The sequence below is a fragment of the Arachnia propionica genome (assembly GCF_003932785.1).
Taxonomy (GTDB): domain Bacteria; phylum Actinomycetota; class Actinomycetes; order Propionibacteriales; family Propionibacteriaceae; genus Arachnia; species Arachnia propionica_B.
The window spans coordinates 1-24,066 of the sequence record NZ_RQYT01000038.1; the positions used below are offsets into that span (position 1 = coordinate 1).

At 68.1% G+C, this 24,066-nt stretch carries 25 protein-coding genes; 10 read left to right on the forward strand and 15 right to left on the reverse strand.

Going from position 1 to position 24,066, the window contains the following annotated elements; genetic code table 11:
* Both EII35_RS12465 and EII35_RS12470 read left to right on the forward strand, forming a co-directional pair.
* The coding region (locus tag EII35_RS12465) for a DUF6301 family protein (protein ID WP_221739749.1) at window positions 1-435 on the forward strand (435 nt) is incomplete at its 5' end.
* A 158-nt stretch (window positions 436-593) separates the two neighbouring features.
* Complete coding sequence (locus EII35_RS12470; protein ID WP_125228795.1) at window positions 594-980, forward strand: DUF6301 family protein; 387 nt, start codon at window positions 594-596, stop codon at window positions 978-980.
* Between the two features lie 480 nt (window positions 981-1,460).
* Here EII35_RS12470 and EII35_RS12475 read toward each other — a convergent pair whose 3' ends face one another.
* The 3 genes from EII35_RS12475 to EII35_RS12485 are packed head-to-tail and all read right to left on the reverse strand — an operon-like array spanning window position 1,461 to window position 3,315.
* Window positions 1,461-1,805, reverse strand: a complete 345-nt coding sequence (locus tag EII35_RS12475) for a hypothetical protein (protein ID WP_125228796.1) — start codon at window positions 1,803-1,805, stop codon at window positions 1,461-1,463.
* Complete coding sequence (locus EII35_RS12480) at window positions 1,802-2,824, reverse strand: DUF6177 family protein (RefSeq protein WP_125228797.1); 1,023 nt, start codon at window positions 2,822-2,824, stop codon at window positions 1,802-1,804. Before EII35_RS12480 ends, EII35_RS12475 begins: the two co-directional genes overlap by 4 nt.
* 8 nt (window positions 2,825-2,832) lie before the next feature.
* Window positions 2,833-3,315, reverse strand: a complete 483-nt coding sequence (locus EII35_RS12485) for a TY-Chap domain-containing protein (protein WP_125228798.1) — start codon at window positions 3,313-3,315, stop codon at window positions 2,833-2,835.
* Window positions 3,316-3,406: 91 nt separating this feature from the next.
* Here EII35_RS12485 and ahcY point away from each other — a divergent pair, with 91 nt between their 5' ends.
* Window positions 3,407-4,831 (forward strand): adenosylhomocysteinase, encoded by a 1,425-nt coding sequence (ahcY, locus tag EII35_RS12490; RefSeq protein ID WP_260465123.1) that lies wholly within the window; start codon window positions 3,407-3,409, stop codon window positions 4,829-4,831.
* 25 nt (window positions 4,832-4,856) lie between these two features.
* Here ahcY and EII35_RS12495 read toward each other — a convergent pair whose 3' ends face one another.
* Window positions 4,857-5,108 carry a DUF3039 domain-containing protein gene (locus tag EII35_RS12495; protein WP_125228800.1) on the reverse strand — a complete coding sequence of 84 codons (252 nt, stop codon included), beginning with the start codon at window positions 5,106-5,108 and terminating at the stop codon, window positions 4,857-4,859.
* Between the two features lie 19 nt (window positions 5,109-5,127).
* On the opposite strand from EII35_RS12495, the gene EII35_RS12500 reads away from it, so the two are divergent.
* From EII35_RS12500 to malQ, 3 genes are read left to right on the forward strand one after another with little or no spacing between them, the layout of a single operon-like run.
* Complete coding sequence (locus tag EII35_RS12500; RefSeq protein ID WP_185744317.1) at window positions 5,128-6,483, forward strand: MFS transporter; 1,356 nt, start codon at window positions 5,128-5,130, stop codon at window positions 6,481-6,483.
* A 41-nt stretch (window positions 6,484-6,524) separates the two neighbouring features.
* Window positions 6,525-7,199 carry an RDD family protein gene (locus EII35_RS12505; RefSeq protein ID WP_125228821.1) on the forward strand — a complete coding sequence of 225 codons (675 nt, stop codon included), beginning with the start codon at window positions 6,525-6,527 and terminating at the stop codon, window positions 7,197-7,199.
* Complete coding sequence (malQ, locus tag EII35_RS12510; RefSeq protein WP_125228802.1) at window positions 7,196-9,361, forward strand: 4-alpha-glucanotransferase; 2,166 nt, start codon at window positions 7,196-7,198, stop codon at window positions 9,359-9,361. The genes EII35_RS12505 and malQ overlap by 4 nt, the downstream gene beginning before the upstream one ends.
* On the opposite strand, the gene EII35_RS12515 is transcribed toward malQ, so the two are convergent.
* Genes EII35_RS12515 through EII35_RS12550 form a run of 8 tightly spaced genes read right to left on the reverse strand, consistent with a single transcriptional unit; the run spans window position 9,297 to window position 16,927 of the window.
* A complete protein-coding gene (locus tag EII35_RS12515) occupies window positions 9,297-9,872 on the reverse strand; it encodes a hypothetical protein (RefSeq protein WP_125228803.1) in 576 nt (191 codons plus the stop codon). The genes malQ and EII35_RS12515 overlap by 65 nt on opposite strands.
* A 7-nt stretch (window positions 9,873-9,879) precedes the next feature.
* Window positions 9,880-11,034: an AAA family ATPase gene (locus EII35_RS12520; protein ID WP_125228804.1), complete on the reverse strand. Its 1,155-nt coding sequence runs from the start codon at window positions 11,032-11,034 to the stop codon at window positions 9,880-9,882.
* Window positions 11,035-11,068: 34 nt separating this feature from the next.
* Window positions 11,069-12,298: an anaerobic sulfatase maturase gene (locus tag EII35_RS12525; RefSeq protein WP_125228805.1), complete on the reverse strand. Its 1,230-nt coding sequence runs from the start codon at window positions 12,296-12,298 to the stop codon at window positions 11,069-11,071.
* A gap of 4 nt (window positions 12,299-12,302) precedes the next feature.
* The gene (locus EII35_RS12530; protein WP_260465124.1) at window positions 12,303-13,742 is read right to left on the reverse strand and encodes a sulfatase family protein; all 1,440 of its coding nucleotides are present in this window, start codon (window positions 13,740-13,742) and stop codon (window positions 12,303-12,305) included.
* 2 nt (window positions 13,743-13,744) lie between these two features.
* Entirely contained in the window at window positions 13,745-14,770 is a 1,026-nt protein-coding gene (locus EII35_RS12535; protein WP_221739750.1) for an aliphatic sulfonate ABC transporter substrate-binding protein, read from the reverse strand.
* 20 nt (window positions 14,771-14,790) lie between these two features.
* Complete coding sequence (locus EII35_RS12540; RefSeq protein WP_125228808.1) at window positions 14,791-15,564, reverse strand: ABC transporter ATP-binding protein; 774 nt, start codon at window positions 15,562-15,564, stop codon at window positions 14,791-14,793.
* Complete coding sequence (locus EII35_RS12545; protein ID WP_260465125.1) at window positions 15,561-16,343, reverse strand: ABC transporter permease; 783 nt, start codon at window positions 16,341-16,343, stop codon at window positions 15,561-15,563. The genes EII35_RS12540 and EII35_RS12545 overlap by 4 nt, the downstream gene beginning before the upstream one ends.
* Window positions 16,340-16,927: a PadR family transcriptional regulator gene (locus EII35_RS12550; protein ID WP_125228809.1), complete on the reverse strand. Its 588-nt coding sequence runs from the start codon at window positions 16,925-16,927 to the stop codon at window positions 16,340-16,342. The genes EII35_RS12545 and EII35_RS12550 overlap by 4 nt, the downstream gene beginning before the upstream one ends.
* A 108-nt stretch (window positions 16,928-17,035) precedes the next feature.
* Here EII35_RS12550 and EII35_RS12555 point away from each other — a divergent pair, with 108 nt between their 5' ends.
* A complete protein-coding gene (locus EII35_RS12555; protein WP_125228810.1) occupies window positions 17,036-18,349 on the forward strand; it encodes a chromate transporter in 1,314 nt (437 codons plus the stop codon).
* A gap of 6 nt (window positions 18,350-18,355) precedes the next feature.
* Here EII35_RS12555 and murD read toward each other — a convergent pair whose 3' ends face one another.
* Genes murD through EII35_RS12565 form a run of 3 tightly spaced genes read right to left on the reverse strand, consistent with a single transcriptional unit; the run spans window position 18,356 to window position 22,375 of the window.
* The gene (gene murD, locus EII35_RS12560) at window positions 18,356-19,669 is read right to left on the reverse strand and encodes a UDP-N-acetylmuramoyl-L-alanine--D-glutamate ligase (RefSeq protein WP_185744318.1); all 1,314 of its coding nucleotides are present in this window, start codon (window positions 19,667-19,669) and stop codon (window positions 18,356-18,358) included.
* Window positions 19,659-21,002: a hypothetical protein gene (locus tag EII35_RS15995; RefSeq protein WP_185744319.1), complete on the reverse strand. Its 1,344-nt coding sequence runs from the start codon at window positions 21,000-21,002 to the stop codon at window positions 19,659-19,661. Before EII35_RS15995 ends, murD begins: the two co-directional genes overlap by 11 nt.
* 20 nt (window positions 21,003-21,022) lie before the next feature.
* A complete protein-coding gene (locus EII35_RS12565) occupies window positions 21,023-22,375 on the reverse strand; it encodes a nicotinate phosphoribosyltransferase (protein WP_125228812.1) in 1,353 nt (450 codons plus the stop codon).
* Between the two features lie 56 nt (window positions 22,376-22,431).
* Here EII35_RS12565 and clpS point away from each other — a divergent pair, with 56 nt between their 5' ends.
* Genes clpS through rph form a run of 3 tightly spaced genes read left to right on the forward strand, consistent with a single transcriptional unit; the run spans window position 22,432 to window position 24,066 of the window.
* Window positions 22,432-22,752 (forward strand): ATP-dependent Clp protease adapter ClpS, encoded by a 321-nt coding sequence (clpS, locus tag EII35_RS12570; RefSeq protein WP_125228813.1) that lies wholly within the window; start codon window positions 22,432-22,434, stop codon window positions 22,750-22,752.
* The gene (locus EII35_RS12575) at window positions 22,749-23,297 is read left to right on the forward strand and encodes a DUF2017 family protein (RefSeq protein WP_185744320.1); all 549 of its coding nucleotides are present in this window, start codon (window positions 22,749-22,751) and stop codon (window positions 23,295-23,297) included. The genes clpS and EII35_RS12575 overlap by 4 nt, the downstream gene beginning before the upstream one ends.
* A gap of 46 nt (window positions 23,298-23,343) precedes the next feature.
* Window positions 23,344-24,066 carry a ribonuclease PH gene (gene rph / locus EII35_RS12580; RefSeq protein WP_125228815.1) on the forward strand — a complete coding sequence of 241 codons (723 nt, stop codon included), beginning with the start codon at window positions 23,344-23,346 and terminating at the stop codon, window positions 24,064-24,066.

Consider the following 24,066-nt stretch of genomic DNA (forward strand, 5'->3'; position numbering starts at 1 on the left):
GAGGAGGATGGCGCCTTGAGACATATTTCCTTTGAGACGGCCCAGACCTGGATCGAGCGTCTGGCGGGGTTGCCTGCTCCGGTGAGGATGGGTGACATTCCGGGGTTGGCGGCGGAGTTCGGTTGGAAGCCCACCAAGTGGGATGACGAGTACAAGTATGAGGCAGAGGGGGAGCCTCAGATGATTCTGGTGCCGGGCAATGATGAGACCGGCGAGTTGTATAGCGTTTTCTTTAATGTGGCAAGGAACTGGAGGGAGGATTTCGCAGGGAATGTGGCGGTGGCTGATTTTTTTCCCCGTTTTGTGGAGGCTTTTTGTGGGGTGTGGGGTGAGCCGTGGAGTGTGATGACGGATCCGTCGACGTTGATTTGGAAGCTGCATGAGCAGGGGTATGCTGAGATTTACCTTGGTCGCCTGTTCTTTCACCACGTCTGATAGGACGGAGGAGCGGTGGTGATTTCCGTCGTTGGTCGAGCTGCTCGCCGGGGATCACGGTCCGGCTCGACCAGTGGGGGGAGGGTGACGTCTTGAGACACCTTTCCTTTGAGACAGCCCGGACCTGGATCGAGCGTCTGGCGGGGTTGCCTGCTCCGGTGAGTATGGAGGACATTCCGGGGTTGGCGGCGGAGTTCGGGTGGGAGCCCACGAATATCGAATCCCGGTACAGGTATGAGGAATGGGGTGAGTCTCGGTTTGTCCTGGTCTCGGGGGATGGTGAAAGTGGAGCTCTTTTCAAAGTGCGCTTTGGTCTGGTAAGAAATTGGGGTGAGGATCTGCTGGGGAATGTGGTGGTGGTGGATTGGTGGCCCAGGTATGTGGAGGCGTTTTGTGGGGTGTGGGGTGAGCCGTGGAGTGTGATGACGGATCCGTCGACGTTAATCTGGAAGCTGCATGAACAGGCCTATGCTGAGATTTATCTGAAACCTACTTTGATTACCTGTTATTTCACCACGTCTGACAGGACGGAGGAGCGGTGGTGATTCCCCCCGTTGGTCGAGCCGGGGCCGGAGCTTGCGGAAGGCCCGTGTCGAGACTTGGTGGGATTCCGGCCCAACTCCAGTTCCAGTACCGTGTGTCAGGGGTCACGAACCGCCGTCCTGCTTCCATGGCAGCGTTGACATCGCGATCTCGCCGAAGCAAAGCGGCGATTCGTGACCACCCGTCCTCCGATCACCCCGTCCCGTCGGCCTCCGCAGTGCGCTGATTCGCCTGCCTTACGGCGGGTTCGCCTGCCTTGGATCGGTAACGCCTGCCTTCTTTCAAAACGCCTGCCAAACAAGACAGGCGAGCCGCCGTTAAGGCAGGCGAGCCACACCCAGGACAGGCGAACCCGAGATAAGGCAGGCGAAACCACCAGGGTCACGGATCGACGTCGTGGAGGATCGTGCAGGAAGAGGGCAAACCTCGAATCAGGGCCTCCGATGCCTTCGCTGATCCCCTCCCGGTGTGCCGACGGGGGATCAGGCCGTTGGCTCGCCCTCCCGGTCGTGCACAGTGCCGTCGAGGTACTCGGCCAGATGCTTCAGGATCACCAGGCCCGGTTCGGGATTCCAGGTTGGCAGAGCGACCTCGGTCCACCACGTGATGCGGGCGGGCGGGTCCTCCAGCAACAGACGGGCCTCAGCGTCGACCTCGAGATGTCGCGGGGCATGAATCGTGAACCACAGCTCGTCGTCTCCCGAGAGCAGGGTGATGGGGAAGAAGTCTCCTAGCAGCGCGCCGTCGGGGACGAAGGCGGCCAGCGCGGTCACGATCCCCTCGAAGGTCGGTTCAGCCGTTGTGACGAGAATCTTCTCGACGGTCACGCACCCCACCCCTTCTCCTCCGGTGCATCCCACTCGACGGCCTCCCGCAGGACGTCGCGGAACACCTCACCGTCGACGTGCTCTGCGAAGCGCTGGTACCGGCCGGGGTCGTCGGCCAGGGGGAGATACAGGGCAGGTACCTTGGTCGGGCCGACAGTGGTGGCATTGAACCGTTTCCTGGCGTCATCGAGATCCAGACCCAGACTGGACAACAATGCAGGTCCGATCAGCACTGCCATTGGCAGTTCCGGCAGCCGGGGGCGGGCCGAGACCCCGGGCCGTCCCTTCGACATCTCGACGGTGGTCACGGTGGCGGTGGCCATGGTGACCCGAAACCGTGAGTTCAGGCCCACCAGCGCCTCCTCCGCCACGTGGGCCAGAGCCGGGTCGATCCTCTCCAATCCGGTGAGGGGCACGACACCCCGACTGTGCTCCGCGATCCCCTGCCGGGTGCGTTTGACCTGGATGCTGGCGACGGCACCGCCCGTGGCACGGGCGAGGTGCCGACGGCTGAGGGGCATCTCGGAGCGCAGCCGCGAGGTGAGCCCCGATGTGGACCAGGGCTGCCCGAGCGGCTCCACGGTGTCCATGACGGTGAGCTGGCCACCCCCGAGTGCTGCGACCATGAACTCCGCGACGCGACCACAGGTGGTGCCGTGGCTCGCCGAATCCCGGATCTTCACGTCGAAGGTCAACGCCGGACACCTCGGCAGGGGCGCATCCTCGACTGGAAGCCGGGCAGCCCGGGAACCGGGAGGGGCCTCGACGGGCAGACCCGAACGCGCGTCGTAATCGAGTCCGTCGGCACCGAGCACCAGCCACCGCACCCTCCTCCGTCGCATCTCGTCGGCGACGAACCAGCTGAGATGGGCGTCGTGACGGGTGCGGATCACCGAACGGCACCGAGCGCGCCCGGCCTCGTCGAGGAAGGCCCGGACCGGGCGGGTCAGGGCGAGATGGGAGGCAGCGGAGTCGAAGAACCGCAGCTTCTCTCCCCAGCCGTCGGAGTGGACGGTCAACCCCTCGGTCAGGACTCGATCCTCCTCAGCCCCAACCTGCGCAGGGTGAGGTCATGGTCCGCCGGGTACGTCATCTCACGGAACCGGCCGATGCCGTAGCCCGCGGCCCGCCACGACCTGTAGGTCAGCTCATCAGGCGAGGCAACCCCCTCGATGTCCCGCAGCCGGGCCAGAAAGCCCCTGACCACCTTCAACAGGGCCTGCCCGCTGGGCGGCCACGCCACCTCCTGCTCCCAGTAGCTCGGGTCCTCATCGTGACGTTCGAAGTTGCACTCGACGAAGAAGGCCTCCTCCTCCGGGGTGAACCGCCGCTCAGGGCTCTCATCCTCGAAGCCACACACGATGGTCATGTTGTTGTTCGGGAAGGCGTGGATGCCGGCGAACTGGACGTAGGGTCGTTGCTGCTCCCCGAGCCCGATGATGCAGATGGTTCTCTCGGGGAGGGTGACGAGCTGATCGAACAGCTTTTTCTCGAATTCGGGCCACTCCATGGTGGACTCGCTTCCTGTCGGCGTCGTCCGGACACCGCGACCCTACCAGCCGCGGCACTGCGGGACGGTGCCGTGGCGTAGACTCCCCGGCGTGACTGACTTCCGCGTAGCCGACCTGAGCCTTGCCCCCTTCGGGCGCGAGGAGATCACTCTCGCCGAGCACGAGATGCCGGGCCTCATGGAGATGCGACGGCGCTTCGGCGACACGAAACCGCTCGCAGGGGCGAGGATCGCCGGGTCACTGCACATGACGGTGCAGACCGCGGTTCTCATCGAAACCCTCGTGGCACTCGGCGCCGAGGTGAGATGGGCCTCCTGCAACATCTTCTCCACCCAGGACCATGCGGCCGCCGCGGTCGTCGTCGGGCCGGACGGCACCCCGGATGACCCCCGTGGGGTCCCGGTCTTCGCGTGGAAGGGGGAGACGCTGGAGGAGTACTGGTGGTGCACCCGACAGATCCTCGAGTGGCCCGGTTCCGCGCCGAATCTGATCCTTGATGACGGCGGCGACGCCACCATGTTCGTCCATGACGGGGTTGCGGCGCAGCGGGCTGGACGCGTGCCCGATGACGCCCCGGAGGACTCGGCCGAGGCCCGCGTCGTCAAGGCGACGTTGCGGGAGTGCCTCGGCCAGCTCGACTTCGAGGCCCTGGCAGCCGGGATCCTCGGCGTCACGGAGGAGACCACCACCGGTGTCCACCGGCTCCACGAGATGCACCGCGACGGCACACTGCTGTTCGGGGCCATCAACGTCAACGATTCCGTGACGAAGTCGAAGTTCGACAACAAGTACGGCTGCCGTCACTCACTCGTCGACGGCATCAACCGCGCCACCGATGTCCTGATCGGCGGCAAGGTCGCGGTGGTGTGTGGCTACGGTGACGTCGGCAAGGGCTGTGCCGAGTCACTGCGTGGCCAGGGCGCCCGGGTCATCGTCACCGAGATCGACCCCATCTGTGCCCTGCAGGCTGCGATGGACGGCTTCCAGGTGTCGACGCTGGACTCCGTGGTGGAGCAGGGGGACATCTTCATCACAGCGACGGGGAACCGCGACATCATCATGGAGTCGCACATGGCCCGGATGAAGCACCAGGCCATCGTCGGCAACATCGGCCACTTCGACAACGAGATCGACATGGCCGGACTGGAGGCGCGCAGCGATGTGACGAAGGTCGAGATCAAGCCGCAGGTCGCCAAGTGGGTCTACCCCGACGGGCACGCCGTCATCGTCCTCAGCGAGGGCCGACTCCTCAATCTGGGCAACGCCACCGGCCATCCGTCGTTCGTGATGAGCAACTCCTTCACCAACCAGGTTCTGGCCCAGATCGAGCTGTTCACCCGCACCGCCGAGTACCCGCCCGGCGTGTACGTGCTGCCGAAGCACCTCGACGAGGAGGTCGCGCGCCTCCATCTCGGCTCCCTCGGGGCGGAACTGACGACGTTGACCCCCGAGCAGGCCGCCTACATCGGTGTCCCCGTCGAGGGCCCCTACAAGTCCGACCACTACCGTTACTGACAGCCCCGTCGGTGCGGCCGTCGGGTCACTCCTCGGGGCGGCCCGGCTTCATCGACTCCCAGATCTCCTTGCACTGCGGGCAGACCGGGAACTTCTCCGGGTTCCTCGACGGAACCCAGACCTTGCCGCACAGCGCCACGATCGGGGTGCCGGTCACCATCGCCTTCGCGAGCTTGTGCTTGGGGACGTAGTGGGAGTACCGCTCGTGGTCGTCCGAATCCCGCAGGTCCGGGCGCTCGTCGAGGACGGTCTGGGAGCCGGGGGCAAGTTCACTCATGGACAAGGATTCTAGAGCTGTGGAACAGAACACGGGACGAAGTGACGACACCAAGGGGCTGCTGCTCGGCATCCTGTTGGCCGTGTTCGGCATCGCCTTCCAGATGATCGGCGTTGCCGCAGCGCTTCCGGACGTGATGCGAGCGCTCCACGGCGAGGCCCACTATGCATGGGCGTTCTCCGGCATGGTCATGGGGATGTTGCTGTCGCTGCTGGTGGCGGGCCCCCACACCGATCGTCACGGACCGTTGCGGGCCATGACGGTCGGCTTCGCGCTGTTCCTGCTCGGACTGCTCGGCGGGATGCTCGCCGTCAACGTCCCGACCCTCATCGCCGCGAGATTCCTCCAAGGGCTGGGCGGCGGCGCGATGAACCTCGCCCTGTTCGTCGTGATCGCCTTGGTGTTCCCCGCCGAGCGGCGACCCGTGGTGATGTCGTGGCTGAGCCTGTGCTGGCTGCTGCCGGCCTTCGTGGGTCCGCCCGTCTCGGCCCTCCTGGTGAGGATCAACTGGCGACTCACCTTCGGGCTCGGCGTCCCGATGCTGCTGCTCTCGGCCCTGCTCATCCTGCCCCGGGTGAGGAACGCGCAGGCGGCCCACCGTCCGGCGGAGGTCCCCGCCAGGAACCCGGTGTGGGCGGTGGCCCTCGTCGTGGCGAGCCCCGCCCTGCTCCAGCTGGTGGGGGTGCTGTCCGACTCGTACTGGTCCGTGGTCTCGGGGGTGGCAGGGTTGGCCGGCCTGGCCGTCGCCATGCCCCGGGTGCTGCCGGAGCGGGTCCGCAGCCTCCGGCCCGGGCTGGGGCCAATCGTCGTGACCCGCGCCCTCCAGGCCGGGGCCTTCTTCGCAGGGGAGGCCTTCCTACTGCTCGGTCTGCAGGAGGTGAGGGGGCTGACCGCCTTCCAGGCGGGGATCGCACTCACCATCGGTTCGGCCGGCTGGACCCTCGGATCGTGGCTCCAGTCAAGGCCCTGGATGCGGCTGCGACGCGACCAGATCATCACCCTCGGCACCGTGCTGTGCGCCCTCGGGGTGGCGGGCATCGCCGCGTTCATGGTGTGGGCGTGGCTGCCACTGGTTCTCGCGGTCCTGGCGTGGACCCTGTCAGGCTGCGGCATGGGGCTCATGATGGCGAGCACCGCCGTCGCGACGATGGCGCTGTCCGGAAACCACGAGCAGGGCCGGAACTCGGCCGCCCTCCAGATCTCCGAGGCCCTCGGCAACTCCGTGCTCGCCGCCACCGTCGGGGCGGTGCACGCCGGACTCGTCAGCAGAGGGGTGCCCTCCCTCGGTTGGGTCTTCCTCACACTGCTCGTCGCCGGTTGTGCCTCCGTGGCCGTGTCGCTGCGGATCGGCCCGGTCCGGGACACGACGTCGTGAGTGTTGGCGGGGCGAGCACGTCAGATGGCATCCTTGGGGCCATGAACCACGCCTCCTCGCAGCCGGCCCCGGGCTGGTATCCCGACCCCGCGGGCAGCGGCGGGGAACGCTATTGGGACGGCGAGGGCTGGTCCCACGTCACCCGACCATCCGCCCTGCCCTTCGAACCGCCCACGGGAACATCGACGTACCCGCCGGCCTACGCCTCCTGGTGGGCCCGGGTCGCGGCCCACCTCGTGGATGGTCTGCTGCTCGCGGTGCCGGCCTACCTGCTCATCAATGCCTTCGCCCCGGGGGCCTACGAGACGGTGCTGGCCTGGCTGGAGCAGGTGATGCTCCACCTCCAGTCGGGGCGGACCCAGCTGCCCCCGGAGCCCACGGAGGCGATGGAGGCGCTCGCGCGCGGGGGGCTCGCCACCCACATCCTCGCGGTGATCTACCACACGGCCTTCGTGACGTGGCGTGGTGCATCGTTGGGCAAGATGCTGCTGAGGATCAAGGTGGTGCCCGCCACCGAGCCCGAGGCCGCGAAACCGGACCTCCTGCGGGCCTTCTTCCGTGCCCTCGTCATGGAGGTCCTCAGCATTGGTTTCCTCGTGTTTGTGGGCTTCGTCAGTTTCCTGCTCCCCCTGTTCACCCCGAGTAAGCAGACCCTCCACGACATGGTCGCAGGGACCGTCGTGGTCAAGAACACCAACCCGAGGAGCCCGCGTTGACCACCCTCTCATCCGACCTGCAGCAGCTTGCCGAGCGGGTCGGGATCGCCCGCGAGTTCTGGGACTGGAAGGGAAACCACACCCTCATCGCAGCCGACACCATCGTCGCGGTCCTCGCCGCCATGGGGATCGACGCCAGCAGCGACGACGCGTGCCGCGCGGCGCTCGCCGCCCTCGACGACGAGGCCTGGCTTCGGGTCCTGCCCCCGTGCACGGTGGTCGAGGAGGGAGTGGAGGTCGTCGTCGACGTCCATGTCCCTGCGGGCACCGGGGTGGAGGTCCGGCTCGTCACGGAGGGTGGCCGGGTCCATCCCGGATGGCAGATCGACAACTGGGTGCCGGACCGGGAGGTCCGTGGCGCCTGGCGGGGTGAGGCGTCGTTCTCCTTCGGCGCGGACCTCCCGCTCGGTTACCACCGCCTCGAGGCGGAGTCCGTCGAGGGCCACTTCGAGGCCAGCGTCGTCGTCGCCCCCACCTTCGTCGGTTTCCCGGAGCGGATGCGCGACTCACGGGTGTGGGGATACGCCTGCCAGCTGTACAGCGTCACGTCGAAGCGATCCTGGGGCATGGGGGACTTCGTCGACCTCGCCGATCTGGCGACGTGGGCCGGGGGCGAGCAGGGGGCCGGGTTCGTGCTCGTCAACCCGCTGCACGCCGCCCAGCCCGTCGCCCCGATCGAACCCTCGCCCTACCTGCCAGCGAGTCGCCGGTTCCTCAGCCCCCTCTACATTCGTCCCGAGGGCATCCCGGAGTTCACCGAGCTCAGCCGCGACAGCGTCGCCGAGCTGAAGCGGCTGCGCAAATCGGTGCGCGGTGACGGGACGACGATCGACCGCGACTCGATCTGGGCCGCCAAGAAGGAGGCGCTGTGGCAGGTGTTCCGGGCGCAGCGACGGGCGGCCCGTCAGCTGGCCTTCGCCACCTTCCGACGCCACGCCGGACCGGAGTTGCGTGACTTCGCCACCTGGAGCGCCCTGTGTGAGGTCCATGGTGTCGACTGGCGGTCGTGGCCCGAGGAACTGAGGGATCCCCGCTCGGAGGCCACCCTGGCCTTCGCCGCCGACAACGCCGAACGCGTCGAGTTCTTCGAATGGCTCCAGTGGACGGCGCAGCAGCAGCTCGGGGCCGCCCAGGCCGCGGCCGACGAGGCGGGGATGACGGTGGGCGTGCTGGCGGACCTCGCCGTCGGGGTCAGCCGGGCCAGCGCCGAGACCTGGCTGATGCGTGACGTCTACGCATCCGGGGTCACCGTCGGTGCACCGCCGGATCAGTACAACCAGGCCGGTCAGGACTGGGGCCAGCCGCCGTGGAACCCGCGTCGCCTCGAGGAGTTGGCCTACGCGCCGTTCAAGGAGATGGTCCGGGGGGCGCTCCGCGGGGTCGGTGGGCTCCGCATCGACCACATCATCGGCCTGTTCCGGCTGTGGTGGGTCCCGGAAGGGCTGGGGCCGGCAGGCGGCACCTACGTCCGCTACGACCACGACGCGATCGTCGGCATCCTGGCGCTCGAGGCACACCGCGCCCAGGCCCTGGTGGTGGGGGAGGACCTCGGCACCGTCGAGCCCTGGGTGAGGCGCTATCTTGCCCGACGGGGCATCCTCGGCACGGGGGTGCTCTGGTGGGAGTACGACGAGGCGGGCAACCTGCTGGATCCCGACCACTGGCGTGAGTACTGCATGGCGTCGGTCACCACCCACGACCTGCCACCGACGCAGGGCTATCTCAAGGGCGGCCACGTCGAGCTGCGCCACGAGCTCGGCATCCTCACCGAGCCCTTGGCCGAGGAACTGGTCCATGCGCGGCGTGAACGTGACATGTGGGCGGCGAGACTCGTCGAGTACGGGGTGCTCGCCCCCGAACACGCCGAGGACACCGCGGAGATCATGCTGGCGCTGCACCGTTACCTCGGTCTGACGCGCTCGAGGGTGCTGGTCGCGGCCCTCGCGGACGCCGTCGGGGAACTGCGCACCCAGAACCAGCCCGGGACGATGAACGAGTACCCGAACTGGCGGGTCCCGCTGGGAGATGCCTCCGGGGAGCGGATCCGGCTCGAGGAGATCTTCGAGGCGGACCTGCCGACGAGGCTCGCCGAGGTCCTCAACGTCGGGGCGGAAGGGCAGCGAGAGCCTGCACCGCCCGCCGCAGGGAGTCACTCCGAGTGATGGCGGCCTCGAGATCCCAGTGGAGGAGGGCGAACTCCTCGAGGTGATCCGTGTACAGCGGCCCCGCTGAACCGTCCTCCCGAACGACCTCCTCACGGATGTCCCGGCTCCTGCTGCCGAGACACAACCGCAGGAGGAGTTGCTTCGCGTTCTGAACGGTTTCCGGGTCGTTGGGCACCTGTTGCTTCCTGACGCGGAAGTACGATGCGAATCCGTCCACGTCGGCGAGAAGCCATGCCTCCGTCATGCTGTGGACGATCCGGAGCAGGAGCAGCGGATTCTCGGGGATCCCGGCCAGCAGCCTCTTCCGCAGGGAGACGGGGCACTGGGAGTCCGAGTCCCGGAACACGACCCAGGGTTCTCTCCGGGCCGCCAAGGAGTACTTGCCGAGCTTCGGATCCAGCCTCGTGCGTCCGTGCGCCACGTGAACCTGGGCCGCCTGATGCCCGGAATGGCTCCCGACCCGGCGCGCCACGCCCTCGTCGGACGGACCCTCCACGACGACGTGCATGGGCCTCTTACTTTCGCACCGCGGTCATCAGCCCGGAGAGGTCCCCAGGGCTGATGAGGGAGGCGGTGATCTCCGAGAGGGGAAGTCCCGCCGCCACCTCGTCCGCCGCCTCGTCTATGTCGGACAAGGGCTGGGCGACGGTGCCGTCGTCGGTCACCCGGAGCACCAGGATCTCGGCGGGATGGATTCCCTCGTCGTCGAGGAGTTCGGGGGCGTGGGTCGAGAGCAGCACCTGCATCGCGGAACTGCGCTGCGCCCTGGCGAGGAGAGAGGGGAGCTTGCGGACGATGGCGGTGTTGAGGGAGAGCTCCGGCTCCTCCAGCAGGAAGGTGCCACCGCTGCTCGGCGCGCTGACGATCGCCCAGAGCAGCCCGATGAGACGAAGCGTGCCGTCCGAGAACTCGGATTCGTTCTGCTCCGACGGAGTGCTTCGCCAGTTCCGGTACCCGGCGACCAGATGGGGCTGCCCGGCGTGATCGGATCTGAGCTCCAGACTCGTGAAATTGGGGACAGCGGCCTTGAGGGCGTTGGCCATGCGCTTCAACCAGGCATCCCGCGTCCGGGTCTGCGTGGCGTTCATCTCGGCGATCATGCCGCTGCCGAACTCCTTGGTGTCGAAGATGCCGGCCAGCTGCGCGTTGCGGATGATCTGGGGTACCGGATGGAAGTACCGGGTCCTCGTGAAGTGGTCGGCGATGGGCCGGAACGACTGATTGGTCGAGATCTGCTCCAAGTGGGTCTGGAGGAGCCGGTCGGGGTCCTGCTCGTCGTGGTCGTCCGGACGCTCGAGGAGGATGTCACCGTCCCGCTTCACGGTCTCCCGCACCACGTGTGGTTCGTTCCGGCCGCCCGAGCGTCCCTTGATGGCCAATTCGTAGTGCCATGTGGTGTCGTCGTCCTGCAGGGTCACCTCGATGTTGAGTTCGCCCTTGTGGTTGTTGCGGGCGAAGAGACAGCGGGTCTTCGACAGGCCGCCGCGACGCGCGATGGCTGCGGAGAGCCCCCCGCCGGGACGGGCGATGTCCCCGAGGAACCGGAACAGATCCAGCAGGTTCGATTTTCCCGATGCGTTGGGACCGACGATCAGGAGTCTGTCGCCAACACTGAAACTGAGATTCTTGAAGTTCCGCCAGTTGTGGGCGGTGACCTGCGTGATCCTCATGAAGTCATTCTTGCAGCAGTGTCTCGTCGGTGGGTCAGTCCTTGAGCAGGGACATCACCTCGGCCGCCGGGCGCCTGGCCAACACCAGTCCCGCCATCAGCTCGATGGCCGGGGTGGCGTGGGTGAAGAAGCGGTGGTAGCCCTCGCACAGGTGGTTGTGCCCCTCCTCCCCGTCGCGGCTCACCGCGAAGCGGTCCTTCGGGCAGCCGCCGTTGCAGGCCCACCGGACCGGACAGGAACGGCACTGGCTGGTCAGACCGGTCCGTTTCGCCGATCCGAAGGCGCGCTGCTCCGGCGAGGCGAGCAGATCGGTGTAGCGGTCCCGGTGAACGTTGCCGAGCAGGAAGCCGGGCTCCACGAAGTGATCGCAGGAGTACACGTCGCCATTGGCCTCGACGGCCAGGGCCGTGCCGCACTCCGGGGCCGTGACGCAGAGCCGGTGACGGCCGAGCCGAGCCCCCAGCATCTCGTCGAAGGCCTGCACGAAGACCTCCCCGACGTCCCTCATCACCCATTCGTCGAAGATCTCGACGAGGAACTCCCCCAGCTGCTGCCCCGTGACCGAACGGGACGTGACCGCGTTCCCCGTCTGGCGGTACAGCAGCCTCACGCCGTTCTCGTCGCGCCATCCCGCCTCCGCCCGCGCCAGGTCGGCCTGCGGGACCCGTTCCAGGACGGGGATGAACTGCATGAACCGGGCACCGAGGTCGTCACGCAGATGCCGGTACACCCTCAGGCCGTGATCCGCGTTCACGGCGTTGACCGTGGTGAGGATGTTGCACTCGACGCCGTGGCGCTGCAGGATCTCCCAACCCCGCAGCACCTGGGCGTGGGTGCCGCGACCAGCACGGTTCACCCGGTGGGAGTCATGGAGGTCGGCGGGGCCGTCGACGGAGACCCCGACGAGGAACCGCTCCCTCGCGAGGAACTCGCCCCACTCGTCGGTGATGAGGGTCGCGTTGGTCTGGAGGCTGTGCCGCACCTGCTGGCCCGGCCGGGCGAGCTGCCGGGCCAGTTCCACCGCGCGGACGAAGAAGGGGAGCCCACGCATCGTGGGCTCCCCGCCCTGCCACGTCAACTCCACCTCGCCGTCCGGGAGGGCGGCCAGCTGGCCCGCGATGTGGGCCTCCAGCGTGCTCGTGCCCATGCGGGACCCCGAGTCGTCGTGGAGCACCTCCTTCGACAGGAAGAAGCAGTACGTGCAGTCGAGGTTGCAGGCGGCGCCGTTCGGCTTGGCCACCACCGTCAACGGCAGTCGCCGCATCCCGCTACACGCTCCAGTCGAGTCGCGGCGTGTCCGGACCGACGTAGGGCTGATCCCGGTACTTCTCCTGCAGCCGGGCCAGCTCGTCGGCGAGTTCGGCCCGCACCGCCGCGTAGTCAGGATCGTCGACCACGTTGGTCAACTCCGCAGGATCCGTCACGAGGTCGTACAGCTCGTACTCCGTCGGCATCACCTCACCCGACGACCCGGGAGTGCCGAGCCCGTCGTTGTAGTAGACGATGTACTTGTAGCGCTCCGTGCGCACCCCGTAGTGGGCCGGGGCGTGGTGCTCCGGGTCGTCGTGCTCCCAGTAGCGGTAGTACATCGACGTCGGCCAGTCGGCGACCTGCTCGCCGCGCAGCAACGGCAGGAAGCTGCGGCCCTGATGCTCGGGCAACGCCTCGTCCGCGTCGATGCCACACATCTCGAGGAAGGTGGCGGCGAAGTCGACGTTGGTGATCATCGCGGAGCACTGCGACCTCGGGGCGATCCGGCCGGGCCACCGGATGAGCAGCGGCATCCCGAGCGACTCGTCGAACATCAGCCGCTTGTCGAACCAGCCGTGGTCGCCGAGGAAGAAACCCTGGTCGGAGGTGTAGACCACGACGGTGTCCTCGCTCAGGCCGTTGGCCTCGACCCAGTCCAGCAGCCGCCCGACGTTGTCGTCGACGCTCTGGATGGTCTGCAGGTAGTCCCGCAGGTAGCGCTGGTACTTCCACCGCGACCGTTCCACCCGCTTGTCGGGTCCTTGGAGCTCATCGGGGACCGGCTCCTTGACGTCGGTCTCGGTGAGATCGTCGAGGTTCATCGCGACTCGCTTGACCGATTCACTCCTGGTGGCGTGGTCGTCCCACATCGTCGGCGGCTCCGGGATGGAACCCACCGGGTAGAGGTCCTTGTGCTTCTCGTCGGGGATCCACGGCCGGTGCGGGGCCTTGTGGTGGACCATGAGGCAGAAGGGGCGTGAGGGGTCGCGACGCTCCAACCAGTCGATGCTGAGGTCGGTGACGATGTCGGAGGCGTAGCCCTCGACCGTCTCCTCACCGTCGGGCCCGTACATGACCGGGTCGATGTAGGCGCCCTGGCCGGGGAAGATCTTCCACTCGTCGAATCCCCGGGGATTCGCCTTCTCGCTCACTCCCAGATGCCATTTGCCGAAGATGGCGGTCTGGTAGCCCGCCTCCTGCAACACCTGGGCGTAGGTGGGGACGCGGTAGTCGAGCTCCGAGTAGATGGAACACGCCCCGTTGACGTGGGAGTAGGTGCCGGTCAGGATCGTCGCCCGGGAGGGGGTGCAGATGGAGTTGGTGCAGAACACCCGGTCCAGCCGCACCCCCTCCTCGGCGAGCCGATCGATGTGAGGGGTCTGATTGACCACGCTGCCGTACGCGCTGATGGCGTGGGCGGCGTGATCGTCGGACATCACGAAGATCAGGTTGGTCAAGATCAGGCCTTCTTGTACTCGTCGGCCAGCCAGTACTCGGAGACGGGGGTGACCTTGTCGATCTTGCCCTGCTCCACGAACACCTCGTTCAGGCCCTTGAGGAAGGCCTCGAAGGAGCCGTCCTCACTGCCCTTGGTGACGTCGTCGGCGCTGTAGACCTCGACGAACTCCTGCTCACTGGCGATGGCGTCCTCGGGGGCACCGAGGAAGGTCGCGAGCAGCTTCGTGGTCTCCTCGCGGTTCGCGGCCGCCCAGGTGAAGGCCTCCTTGCACACGGCCTGGAACTTCTTCAGCACCTCGGGACGCTCCGTGATGTTCGGCGCGGCGACCTGGGCGGCGAGGAAGGCCAGCTCGTTGAAGTCGGCGGACTTGACGATCTCGACGAGGTCGGGGACCTGGTTCTTGATGGTCGCGACGTGCGGGTACCAGATGGCGGCGCCCTGGATCTGCTTCGATGCGAAGGCGGAGATGGTGGTGGGCGGGTCCATCGCGAGGCGTTCGACATCCGAGGTGGTCATCCCGGCCTTCTTGAGGGCCAGCCCGAGAAGGATGTCGCCGGAGGTGCCCTCGGGGACGCCGACGGGCTTGCCCCTGAGGTCCTCGATCGAGGCCAGCCCCGGCTGACCGAGGATCCGGTCCGCCAGGCCCCGGCTGTTGATGGACACGACCTTGGCCTGGCCGCTCATGGGCAGCCACAGGGCGCCGAAACCGATGTAGCCGAAGTCGAGGTCCCCGGTGCCGAGGGCCTGGATCTGGAGCGGGCCGTTGGTGAAGGCGACGGTCTCGGCCTCGAGGCCGTGCTTGGCCCACAGGCCCTGCTCCTTGGCGATGGCGACGAGCATGCAGCCGTTGCCGTCCTCGATGTAGCCCACCTTGACCTTGTCGACGGGGCCCTCGGCCTTGGGGGCGTCACCGCCGGAGGATCCCTGGGAGCCGTTCTGCTTCTCGCCACCGCAGGCGGCCAGGGCGGTGGTGCCGGCGATCCCGAGGGAGGCCAGCAGGAGCTGACGACGATTCGGTGCGGACATGAGTGTTCTCCTTTGGGGTGTCACTTGGATTCCTGGTGGTAGACGGATTCCCACACCTCGTTGCGGATGGCCGAGAACTCGGGACTCAACCGCAGTTCGTCGGTGCGGGGGTAGGGCAGGTCGACGTCGATGATCCGATGGATGCGACCCGGCCGGGCGGCCATGACGATGACGCGGTTGGCCAGGAAGACGGCCTCGTCGACGTCATGGGTGATGAACATGACGGTGCGCTTCTCCTGCTCCCAGGTCTCGAGCAGCTGTGACTGCATGTGGACGCGGGTGAGGGCGTCGAGGGCACCGAAGGGCTCGTCCATGAGGAGGATCGACGGGTTCACGGCATAGGCCCGGGCGATGGCGCAGCGCTGCTTCATGCCGCCGGAGAGATTCTTCGGCAGGGCGTCGGCGAAGGCGCTGAGTCCGGTGAGTTCCAGCTGCTCATCGACGATGCGTTGCCGCTGCACCTTCGGGATGTTCTTCAGCTCCAGCCCGAACTCGACGTTCTGCCGGACCGTCAGCCAGGGAAAGAGGGCATACTGCTGGAAGATCACGCCCCGCTCCGGTCCCGGCTTGGTGACGGCGACCCCGTCGACCCGCACCTCGCCCGTCGTGGGCTGGAGCAGCCCGGCAGCCTGGTTCATGATGGTGGACTTGCCGCAGCCCGAGGGGCCCACCACCGTGACGAACTCGTTGTCGGCGATGGTGAGGGACAGCTCGGAGACGGCGGTGAAGTCCTTGCCGTTGATGTTGAAGACCTGCGTGACGCGGTCAAAGACGATCTTGTCCGTGGTGTTCATCGGCGCTCCTGCCATCCGGTGAGTTTCGTGTCGAACCAGAGAACGATCCGGTCCATGATGAGACCGAGGACACCGATGCAGATCAGGCCCACGAAGATGGTGTCGATCTGGTAGTAGATCTGGGCGTTCTGCATGCGGTAGCCGAGGCCCTGCTGCGCGGCGATGAGCTCCGAGGCCACCAGGGTCGCCCAGGCGGAACCGAGTCCCTGACGCAGACCCACCGTGATGAACGGCAGCGACGCGGGGACCACGATCCGCCGGAAGATCACCAGGTCGTTGGCCCCGAGGACCCGGCCCGCGTTGATGAGGGTCCGATCCACGTTCACCACGCCCTGGAAGGTCGCGATGATGGAGACGAGGAACGCGGCCAGGGCGATGACGAACACCTTCGGCACCTCGCCGATGCCGAGGAAGACGATGGCCAGCGGGATGATGGCCAACGGCGGGATGGTGCGGAAGAACTGGGTCCAGGGCTCGATGATCGCCCGCACCGGCTGGTACCAGCCCATGGCGAAACCGAGTGGAATCGCGAGGCCGGAGCCGATGAAGAACCCGAGCAGGACGCGCTGAAGGCTGGCGAGGATGTCGGCCAGGAGGATGCCGCGCTGTGCCAGATCGATCGCACGCATCACGACCTTGTCCGGGCCGGGGAGGGTGGGCAGGAGGTGTGAGGCACCCCACCAGGCGGCGATCCCGGCGAGGACCGAGACCAGGCTCAGCCACCACCAGGGATTACCTTTCTTGGCCGATCTCACCTCGGCCTTGTTCGTTGAGCTCACTGAAGCTCCACTCCTTTCTGCTGGTCTGCCACCATGCGGGCCAGCTCGCGTTCAGTGGTTTCCAGCCACCCGATCAGCAGTGATGTGGCTTGCCAACCGCGGTTGCGCACCAGGGTGTCGAGGCGTTCGAGCCAGGTGGCGGAGATCTCGGGGATGGGGGAGACGTCGAGGACGGGGAGGTTCGCCTCCTCCTCCGCCCGTTGCCGACGGCGGAACTCCAGTTCGGTGCGGACGATCCGCAACGCGTACTCGGGGCCGAGCTGTCCCGCGAAGCTGAGCCGGATCGCGAGGTCGGGGGCGGCGGGGCGTTCGGCGGGCACGTGGTCGCTCATCGCCCATTCCTTGAGCGCCTGGCGGCCCTGCTCGGTCAGGTGGTAGACCTTCGCGGCGGGGGCGGTGTCGCGGGGATCGACGACGGCCTGGACCCAGCCGAGGTCCAGCAGCTTCGCCAAGGCACGGTAGATGGGGGTCATGGAGGGTTTGCGGCCGAGAAAACGACCGTCGACGCGAAGCCACTTGCCGATGTCGTAGCCGCTCGCAGGCCGACGCGCCAGGAGCCCCAAGAGGGGATAGTCGGGCGTCATCGCCACCTCCTTCGGACCGGTTGTTCATAGTAGAGCGCCTGAAATCTGGCATGTCAAGGTGTGAATGTGTAACCATGTGGATATAGCCAGCCGTGTTGCGAGGTGAGGATGAGACACTCCGGATTGGGCTCCCTCCTGGCCGGGATGCTCCGGGTCGGGACGATCGGTTTCGGGGGCGGCGCCGCCCTCATTCCCGTCATGGACGACGAACTGGTGCGACGACGAGGGTTGCTCACCTCGACGCAGTTCGGCACCCACACCCTCGTGGCCAACCTGACCCCCGGTGCGTTGCCCGTCAAGCTCGCCGCCCAGGCCGGGGCCCAGCTGGGCCGCCCCCTCGGCGCGGTCCTCGCTGCCCTCGCCGTCGCCCTGCCCGGAGCCCTGCTCAACGTGGCGCTCCTGGCCGGTTTCGCGGCGATCGGTCCGGCCGGGATCCGGCTCGTCGAGTTCGCCGCCGTCGGGATCAGCGCCTTCATCATCGTGCTCATGGGGCACTTCATGGTGAAGGTGATCCGGGCCGCGGGGCAGCGCTGGCGCATCGCCCTGCTCGTCCTCGTCGCGTCGTTCCTCGCGACGGGAGGCCCCACCACTCTCGCCACCCTCGGCAGACTCCTCGGGCAGGAGTGGCACATCGCCCTACCACGGCTCAGCGCCGTGCAGGTCGTCATCCTCGCCATCGCCCTCATCGCCGTCGGGCACCTCATCCGGCCCGGGCGCGGTACCCGGAAAGCAGCGGTCGCCGTCACCTCGAGGGCCCCGTGGCTCGCCGCGGGAGTGTTCCTCGGCCTTCTCGGCACCGCCCTCCTCCTGATGCTCCTGCTCCCGGGTGGCGGTCGGTTCCTCGGCCTGGTGGGGCTGTCCACCGTGACCTCCTTCGGCGGTGGGGAGGCCTATGTGGCGGTCGCGGACGGTTTCTTCGTCCAGAGCGGCATGGTCGACGGGGCCCAGTTCTACGGCCAGACCGTGCCCATCGCCAACGCGCTGCCCGGCCCGATCCTCGTCAAGATCGCCTCCTGCCTCGGCTTCCTCTTCGGCAGCCAGGCCGGGGGATGGCCGCTCGGGGTGACCCTGGCCGTCGCGGCCTTCGTGGTCAGCGTGGCCGCCAGCTGCATCCCCGCGCTGGCCCTGCTGGCCGGTCACGAGAAGGTGGCGGGGTCGGTGTTCGTCCGACGACTCGGCACCTACATCCTGCCGGTCATCTGCGGCCTCCTCGTCACCACGAGCCTGTCCATGGTCAAGGCGAGCATGGACATCGCCCGCCATGCCGACATCGCGGGCGCCCCCGTCGGGTGGGCGAGCCTCGCTGCCGTCGCGTTGCTCTGGTGGGCCCAGGCCCGCTGGAAGCTGGCCGATCTCGTCCTCCTGGCCGTCGCAGGAGGCTGTTCCGTGACGGTCCTGCTCATCCTGGCCGGGGGGCTTTGAGCTGATTCAGGCCAGTGCCGCTCGACGGAAGGCGCGGGAACGATCCCGGTAGTCGACGAACTCGTCGAAGCTCGGCGCCGACGGCGACAGCAGCACGACGGCCTGCTCCAGGGAACTGGAGCGGACCCTGCGCATCGCGTCGTCGAAGCCCTCGGCCCTGACGAGCCCCGGGATGCGGTCGGCGGCCTCGTCCGCGAAGCGGTGACCGGCCGGGCCGATCGTGACGACCTGAGTCGGCGCGGTGCGCGCTGCGAGGAAGTCGATGAGCGGGCCGAACGGCAGATCCCGTTCCGATCCCCCCACGATGAGCACCACCGGGGCGTCCGGATAGGTCAGCAGCGCCGCGATGACCGCCTGCGGATTCGTCGCGAGACTGTCGTCCACCCAGGTGCGGGAGTCGCTGGACGGGACCACCTCCAGCCGGTGCGCCAGCGGCTCGAAGTCCCGCAGCGAGGCCAGGGCGGCGGGCGCGTCGAAGTCCTCACCGCACCACGCCCGCGCCGTCGCCAGGCCCAGGGCGGCGTTGCCGACGTTGTGGCCGCCCCTGAGGCGCAGCTCGTGGGCGTCGAGTCGCCCCACCCCCTCCCACGTGATGGAGTCGGGCGTGACCGACAGGCCCAGGGCCGCCGGGGTGAGCAGGGCAGCTGCGGGCGCCCGCTCGGCGGCGAGCTCCCGCAGCTCCGGCTGCAGATCCGAGACCACGACCACCTCCGGGCCGTGCGCGAGGAGGTTGAACTTGTCGTCCCGGTACGCCTCGAAACCGCCGTGCCACGGCAGGTGCTCCGGGAACAGCGACGTCACCACCGCCACCCGGGGCGAGACCGTCAACGACGACGCCTGGTAGCTGGAGACCTCCATCACCGCCACCTGCTCGTCGGTCAACACGCCCGTCACGGCGGTGCCGACGTTGCCGACGAGGCGGGAATCCCAGCCGAGCGCCGCCAGGACATGGGTGGTCACGGCCGAGGTCGTCGACTTGCCCTTGGTCCCGGTGATCCCGATCGCGTGCGAGTGGTTGGCCGCCAGCCACAGATCCGACAGCGAGGTCAGCCTCACCCCGGCCGCCGTGAGCCGCTGGAACTCATCCGAGGTGCGGGGGATGCCGGGGGACTTCACCACGACATCAGCGGCGAGCAGCGCCGCGAGACCTTCCTCACCGGAGATCCCCACCGAGGCGAGGTGGTCGGGGATCGTCCCCGACCCCGTCACCGCGACGCGGGCGTCGATGCCGCGCGCGGTCAGCTCCGCCAGGGCGGCCTCCCCTTCACGACCGGCACCCCACACCACGACCCGACGGCCGTGCAGGTCCTCAAATCGCATGGACGACCTCCAGCAGCTGCTCCGGCAGGCAGTGATCGTCGCTCTGCCACGCGAACACCCGTTCCGCCTCACCGCTCGTCGCCTCCACCGCGGCGAGTTCCCCCGTCGTGAGGGCGGGATGGTCGGCCCACTCGGGGTGACGGCGCAGCAGGTCGAGGGCGACCCGGCACTCATCGGGCTCCCCGACGCACTCGAAGGGTTTGAGCGTCCCCTCGACGCCCAGCAGCTCGACGAACCCGGCCCGCTGCGACTCGTCGGCGAGGAGGTCCGTGCCGTTCCAGATCGCGAGCAGCGCGTCCCGGCCCATGAACGGCGCCAGGATGAGGAACACGAAACGACACTTCGGGCAGTTCCCGCACCACGTCGCCCCCTCACCGGCGGTCATGCGGTAGGCGCGGTTGCAGCTGGTGAAGAACGGGTGGTAGTCGGTGTGGGAGGCGAAGCGACGGGCGACCCGCAGCTCCGTCAGGGGACGCAGCAGGGAGAAGTAGCCGGGGGCCCCCGCGGGCAGCACCCGGCGGAGCAGCCTCTCGAAATCGATGCCCTTGCTCCACTGGTGATTGATGACCTGCCCCTCCCAGTCGACATTGCCGAAGGAGGCGCTCGCCTCATTGCTGAACACCACCGCGTCGCAGCCCGTCGCGACGGCCGTCAGCAGTGAGATGAGCGAGTTGATGGCGGTCACGGGCACGTGCCCGTTCGGGGCCCCGGCCGCGTTGAGCTCGAGCAGACGCGGGTCGATGCGCCGCGTCACCGCGTGCAGCGGCCGCCCGGCCACCGTCGCCGTGTCCAGCTGGGGGCGTTTCGGGTTGACGGCGACGAGCTGCACGTCCACTCCCGCCCCGCTGAGCGCCTCGATCGTCACGATGGAGTCCTTGCCTCCGCCCACCGGCACCAGGGCACGGCGCGGGCCCTCCGGGTGCGAGCCGCCCCGCTGCCACCGCTCCGCCAGGACGGGCGCGTCGATCTCCGGTTGCAGGGCACGAGGCAGGCCGTTGGTGTAGGCGAACTCGCCCAGCCCGCCGCGGATCACGGCGGCGAGGAACTCGCGCTCGGCCTCGGTCAACCCGTCCGGGACGTTGACCGGGCAGGGGCTGAAGGCCTTCAGGTAGCTCAGCGACGCGGCCAGTGACAGCAGCCGCAGCAGCCCTGTCACCGTCCCGACGGGGGCATCCGTCAGCGATTCGGGGAGCTCGATCCGCTCCTCGAAGGACGTGGCGGTGCCGTCATCCGCGACCCCGCGGTAGGGAAGCCGGATGAGGTTCTCCTCCGCAACCGGGGTCAGGATCTCGAATCGTGGCCAGCTCTCGGCCTCGCCCCATCCAATGCGCATGGCCCCAGATGCTACCCGTGTCACAGCGTGGCGGGTCGCGGCGCGGCCTGGTACGGGTTGGTGGTCTGGGTGCCGCCCGAGTCCAGGATGATCGTCTCGATGGCGGGGTCTCCCTTGCTGATCCTGAGCGCCGACAGTGGCAGCTCGGCCAGCGACGCGGTGTGCCGGGCCCGTGCCTTCTCCAGCGAGAGGTCATGGACGGGGGCGCCGTCGCGCACCAGATCGACCAGCAGGTCACGGTCGTTGCCGTCGTTGACCGGTGGGGTGCCGAGCCCGATGATCTCCGCCTCCGCGCGGCCGTCCTCCCCGAGGCGGCGCATGGCGAACTTGCGGCCGCCCAGGGTGTTCTTGCCCTTCGACTTCTTGCCGACGGGGACCATGGGGGCGCTCCGGTCCTCCGAGTCGGCCCGGGCCACCAGCTTGTAGACGAAACCGCAGGTGGGGTGGCCGGAGCCGGTCACCAGCGAGGTGCCGACACCGAAACCGTCGACGGGGGCGCCCCTGAGCGCCGCGATCTGCCATTCGTCGAGATCCGAGGTGACCGTGATTCGCGTGTTCGTGGCCCCCAGGTCGTCCAGCAGGTCCCGGGCGCGACGAGCCATGATCGGCAGGTCCCCGGAGTCGAGACGGATCGCGCCCAGCCTGCCCTCGGTCAACTCGACGCCCTTGCGGATGGCGGCGTCGACGTCGTAGGTGTCGACGAGCAGCGTGGTGTTGACGCCGAGGGCCGTCAGCTGGGCCCGGAACGCATCCTCCTCGGTGTCGTGGAGCAGCGTGAAGGAGTGGGCGGCGGTCCCCATCGTCGGGATGCCGTAGGTGCGGCCCGCCTCGAGGTTGGAGGTGGCTGAGAACCCGGCGATGTAGGCAGCCCGCGCGGCCCCGACGGCCGCCCATTCGTGGGTGCGGCGCGACCCCATCTCGGCGCACGGCCGCCCCTCCGCCATGGCGGTCATGCGTGAGGCCGCGGCGGCGATGGCTGAGTCGTGGTTGTAGATCGACAGCAGCACCGTCTCGAGGATGCACGCCTCGGCGAAGCTGCCCTCGACGGAGAGGACCGGCGAGCCGGGGAAGTAGATCTCTCCCTCCGGGTAGCCCCAGATGTCCCCGCTGAATCGGTAGTCGGCGAGCCATTCGGCGAGGTTGTCGCGGATGATGCCGCGTTCCAGCAGGAAGGTAAGTGTGGCCTCGTCGAAACGGAAGTCCTCGATGGCCTCGAGGGCCCGGCCGAGTCCGGCGACGACGCCGTAGCGGCGCCCCTCCGGCAGGCGGCGGGTGAACAGGTCGAACAGGGAGTGTCGCCACGCGGTGCCCGCATCCATCGCGGCCTGAACCATGGTGAGCTCGTAGTGGTCGGTCAGCAGCGCTGTCGTCATGAGCGAAGCCTACCGATGTGGCGCGTTCCCCACCGCAGCGTGAGTACCATGACTGCATGGAGATCGTGTCGTCCGAGAACCAGTGGGCCTCGCTGGAGCAGCCCGAAGGCGGCGTCGCGACCCTGGAGGAACCGGTGGCCGAGCAGACCGGGGCCTGGGTGACGATCGTGTGGGACGACCCCGTCAACCTCATGGACTACGTGACCCATGTGTTCTGCGAGTACTTCGGCTATCCCCGTGCGAAGGCGGAGGAACTCATGCTGCGGGTGCACCACGAGGGCAGGGCCGTCGTCTCATCCGGGAACAAGGAGGCCATGGAGCGCGACGTCATGGCGATGCAGGACTACACGCTGTGGGCGACGATGGAGCAGATGTGACCCGTGGGTGGGTGTTCCACGCGAGCGAGGGGCGTGGGAGGTTGTTGCGGGTCCTCGTCACGCGCTACGCCCACGACCTGGGGCTGCTCCTGCCCCAGGTGAATCCCGAAGACCCCTTCGAGACGCTCGCGGCGGAGTTCGCCTCGGGGGACCGGGCCGCCGAGACGGTGGAGCAGCAGCCGGACTTCCAGCGGTTCTTCCCGCCCGTGGTGGCCGATTCCGATGCGGCGTTGGAGTTCCGGTGCCGTGCGGTGACGGGGCAGGCACGCAACCGGCTCGACGCCGCGCAGGTGGTGCTGGCGGACCTCGGGGAGCAGGAGTGCCGTTTCGTGCGGGTGCCGCGTTCCCACATCGACGCCTGGGTGCAGGTGCTGGCGGCGTTGCGGGTCCAGTGGCACGTCGAGTTGACGGGGACGGGGGATCGGCTCGCCGAGCCGACGGAGCAGCAGATCGACGAGTCCCCCGAGACGGCGGCGTTGCTGGACTGGTTGGCGATCCTCATCGAGGACGCGCTCCAGACCGCCTGGCAGATCGACCAGGCCTGAGGCGGGATGGAGGCCACGCCGGCTCGTTGGCGGTAGGTTGGGGCGCATGACGAATCGCCTCGACGGCCGCAGCCCCGATCAACTCCGCGAAGTCCGCATCACCCGCAACTGGCTCGACCACGCCGAGGGCTCCGTCCTCGTCGAGTTCGGCCGCACCCGGGTTCTCGTGGCCGCGAGCGTCACCGTCGGGGTGCCGCGGTGGCGCAAGGATTCCGGGCTCGGCTGGGTCACGGCGGAGTACTCGATGTTGCCGCGGGCCACCCACACCCGCTCCGATCGGGAAGCGGTGCGGGGCCGGATCGGCGGGCGCACCCACGAGATCTCCCGTCTCATCGGCAGGGCCCTGCGCGCGGTCGTCGACCACTCGGCGCTGGGTGAGAACACCATCGTGCTCGACTGTGATGTCCTCCAGGCCGATGGCGGGACGCGCACCGCTGCGATCACCGGCGCCTACGTCGCCCTCGCCGACGCCGTCGAACACCTCCGCGGGCTGGGGGCGCTCAAGGGGGAGCCGCTCAAGGACTCCGTCGCGGCGGTCTCCGTCGGGTTCGTCGACGGGGTCGCGATGCTCGACCTCGCCTACGAGGAGGATTCGGCTGCGGGCACGGACATGAACATCGTCATGACCGGCTCGGGCAGGTTCATCGAGGTGCAGGGCACCGCGGAGGGCGAGCCGTTCAGCCGCGACGAGCTCAACGTGCTGCTCGACCTCGGCGCGGCCGGGTGCGCCGAACTGAGCCGTATCCAGCGTGAGGCGCTCGGCCGATGA

What these genes read in the sequence shown, in the direction of transcription:
- EII35_RS12550 (WP_125228809.1), bottom strand. Translation starts at nt 16,927, where the DNA reads ATGACGCCCGACTATCCCCTCTTGGGGCTCCTGGCGCGTCGGCCTGCG.
- EII35_RS12495 (WP_125228800.1), bottom strand. Translation starts at nt 5,108, where the DNA reads ATGAGTGAACTTGCCCCCGGCTCCCAGACCGTCCTCGACGAGCGCCCG.
- EII35_RS12485 (WP_125228798.1), bottom strand. Translation starts at nt 3,315, where the DNA reads ATGGAGTGGCCCGAATTCGAGAAAAAGCTGTTCGATCAGCTCGTCACC.
- rph (WP_125228815.1), top strand. Translation starts at nt 23,344, where the DNA reads ATGACGAATCGCCTCGACGGCCGCAGCCCCGATCAACTCCGCGAAGTC.
- clpS (WP_125228813.1), top strand. Translation starts at nt 22,432, where the DNA reads ATGGAGATCGTGTCGTCCGAGAACCAGTGGGCCTCGCTGGAGCAGCCC.
- EII35_RS12520 (WP_125228804.1), bottom strand. Translation starts at nt 11,034, where the DNA reads ATGAGGATCACGCAGGTCACCGCCCACAACTGGCGGAACTTCAAGAAT.
- EII35_RS12515 (WP_125228803.1), bottom strand. Translation starts at nt 9,872, where the DNA reads ATGCACGTCGTCGTGGAGGGTCCGTCCGACGAGGGCGTGGCGCGCCGG.
- EII35_RS12505 (WP_125228821.1), top strand. Translation starts at nt 6,525, where the DNA reads ATGAACCACGCCTCCTCGCAGCCGGCCCCGGGCTGGTATCCCGACCCC.
- EII35_RS12535 (WP_221739750.1), bottom strand. Translation starts at nt 14,770, where the DNA reads ATGTCCGCACCGAATCGTCGTCAGCTCCTGCTGGCCTCCCTCGGGATC.
- murD (WP_185744318.1), bottom strand. Translation starts at nt 19,669, where the DNA reads ATGCGATTTGAGGACCTGCACGGCCGTCGGGTCGTGGTGTGGGGTGCC.
- EII35_RS12555 (WP_125228810.1), top strand. Translation starts at nt 17,036, where the DNA reads ATGAGACACTCCGGATTGGGCTCCCTCCTGGCCGGGATGCTCCGGGTC.
- EII35_RS12565 (WP_125228812.1), bottom strand. Translation starts at nt 22,375, where the DNA reads ATGACGACAGCGCTGCTGACCGACCACTACGAGCTCACCATGGTTCAG.
- EII35_RS15995 (WP_185744319.1), bottom strand. Translation starts at nt 21,002, where the DNA reads ATGCGCATTGGATGGGGCGAGGCCGAGAGCTGGCCACGATTCGAGATC.
- EII35_RS12525 (WP_125228805.1), bottom strand. Translation starts at nt 12,298, where the DNA reads ATGCGGCGACTGCCGTTGACGGTGGTGGCCAAGCCGAACGGCGCCGCC.
- EII35_RS12540 (WP_125228808.1), bottom strand. Translation starts at nt 15,564, where the DNA reads ATGAACACCACGGACAAGATCGTCTTTGACCGCGTCACGCAGGTCTTC.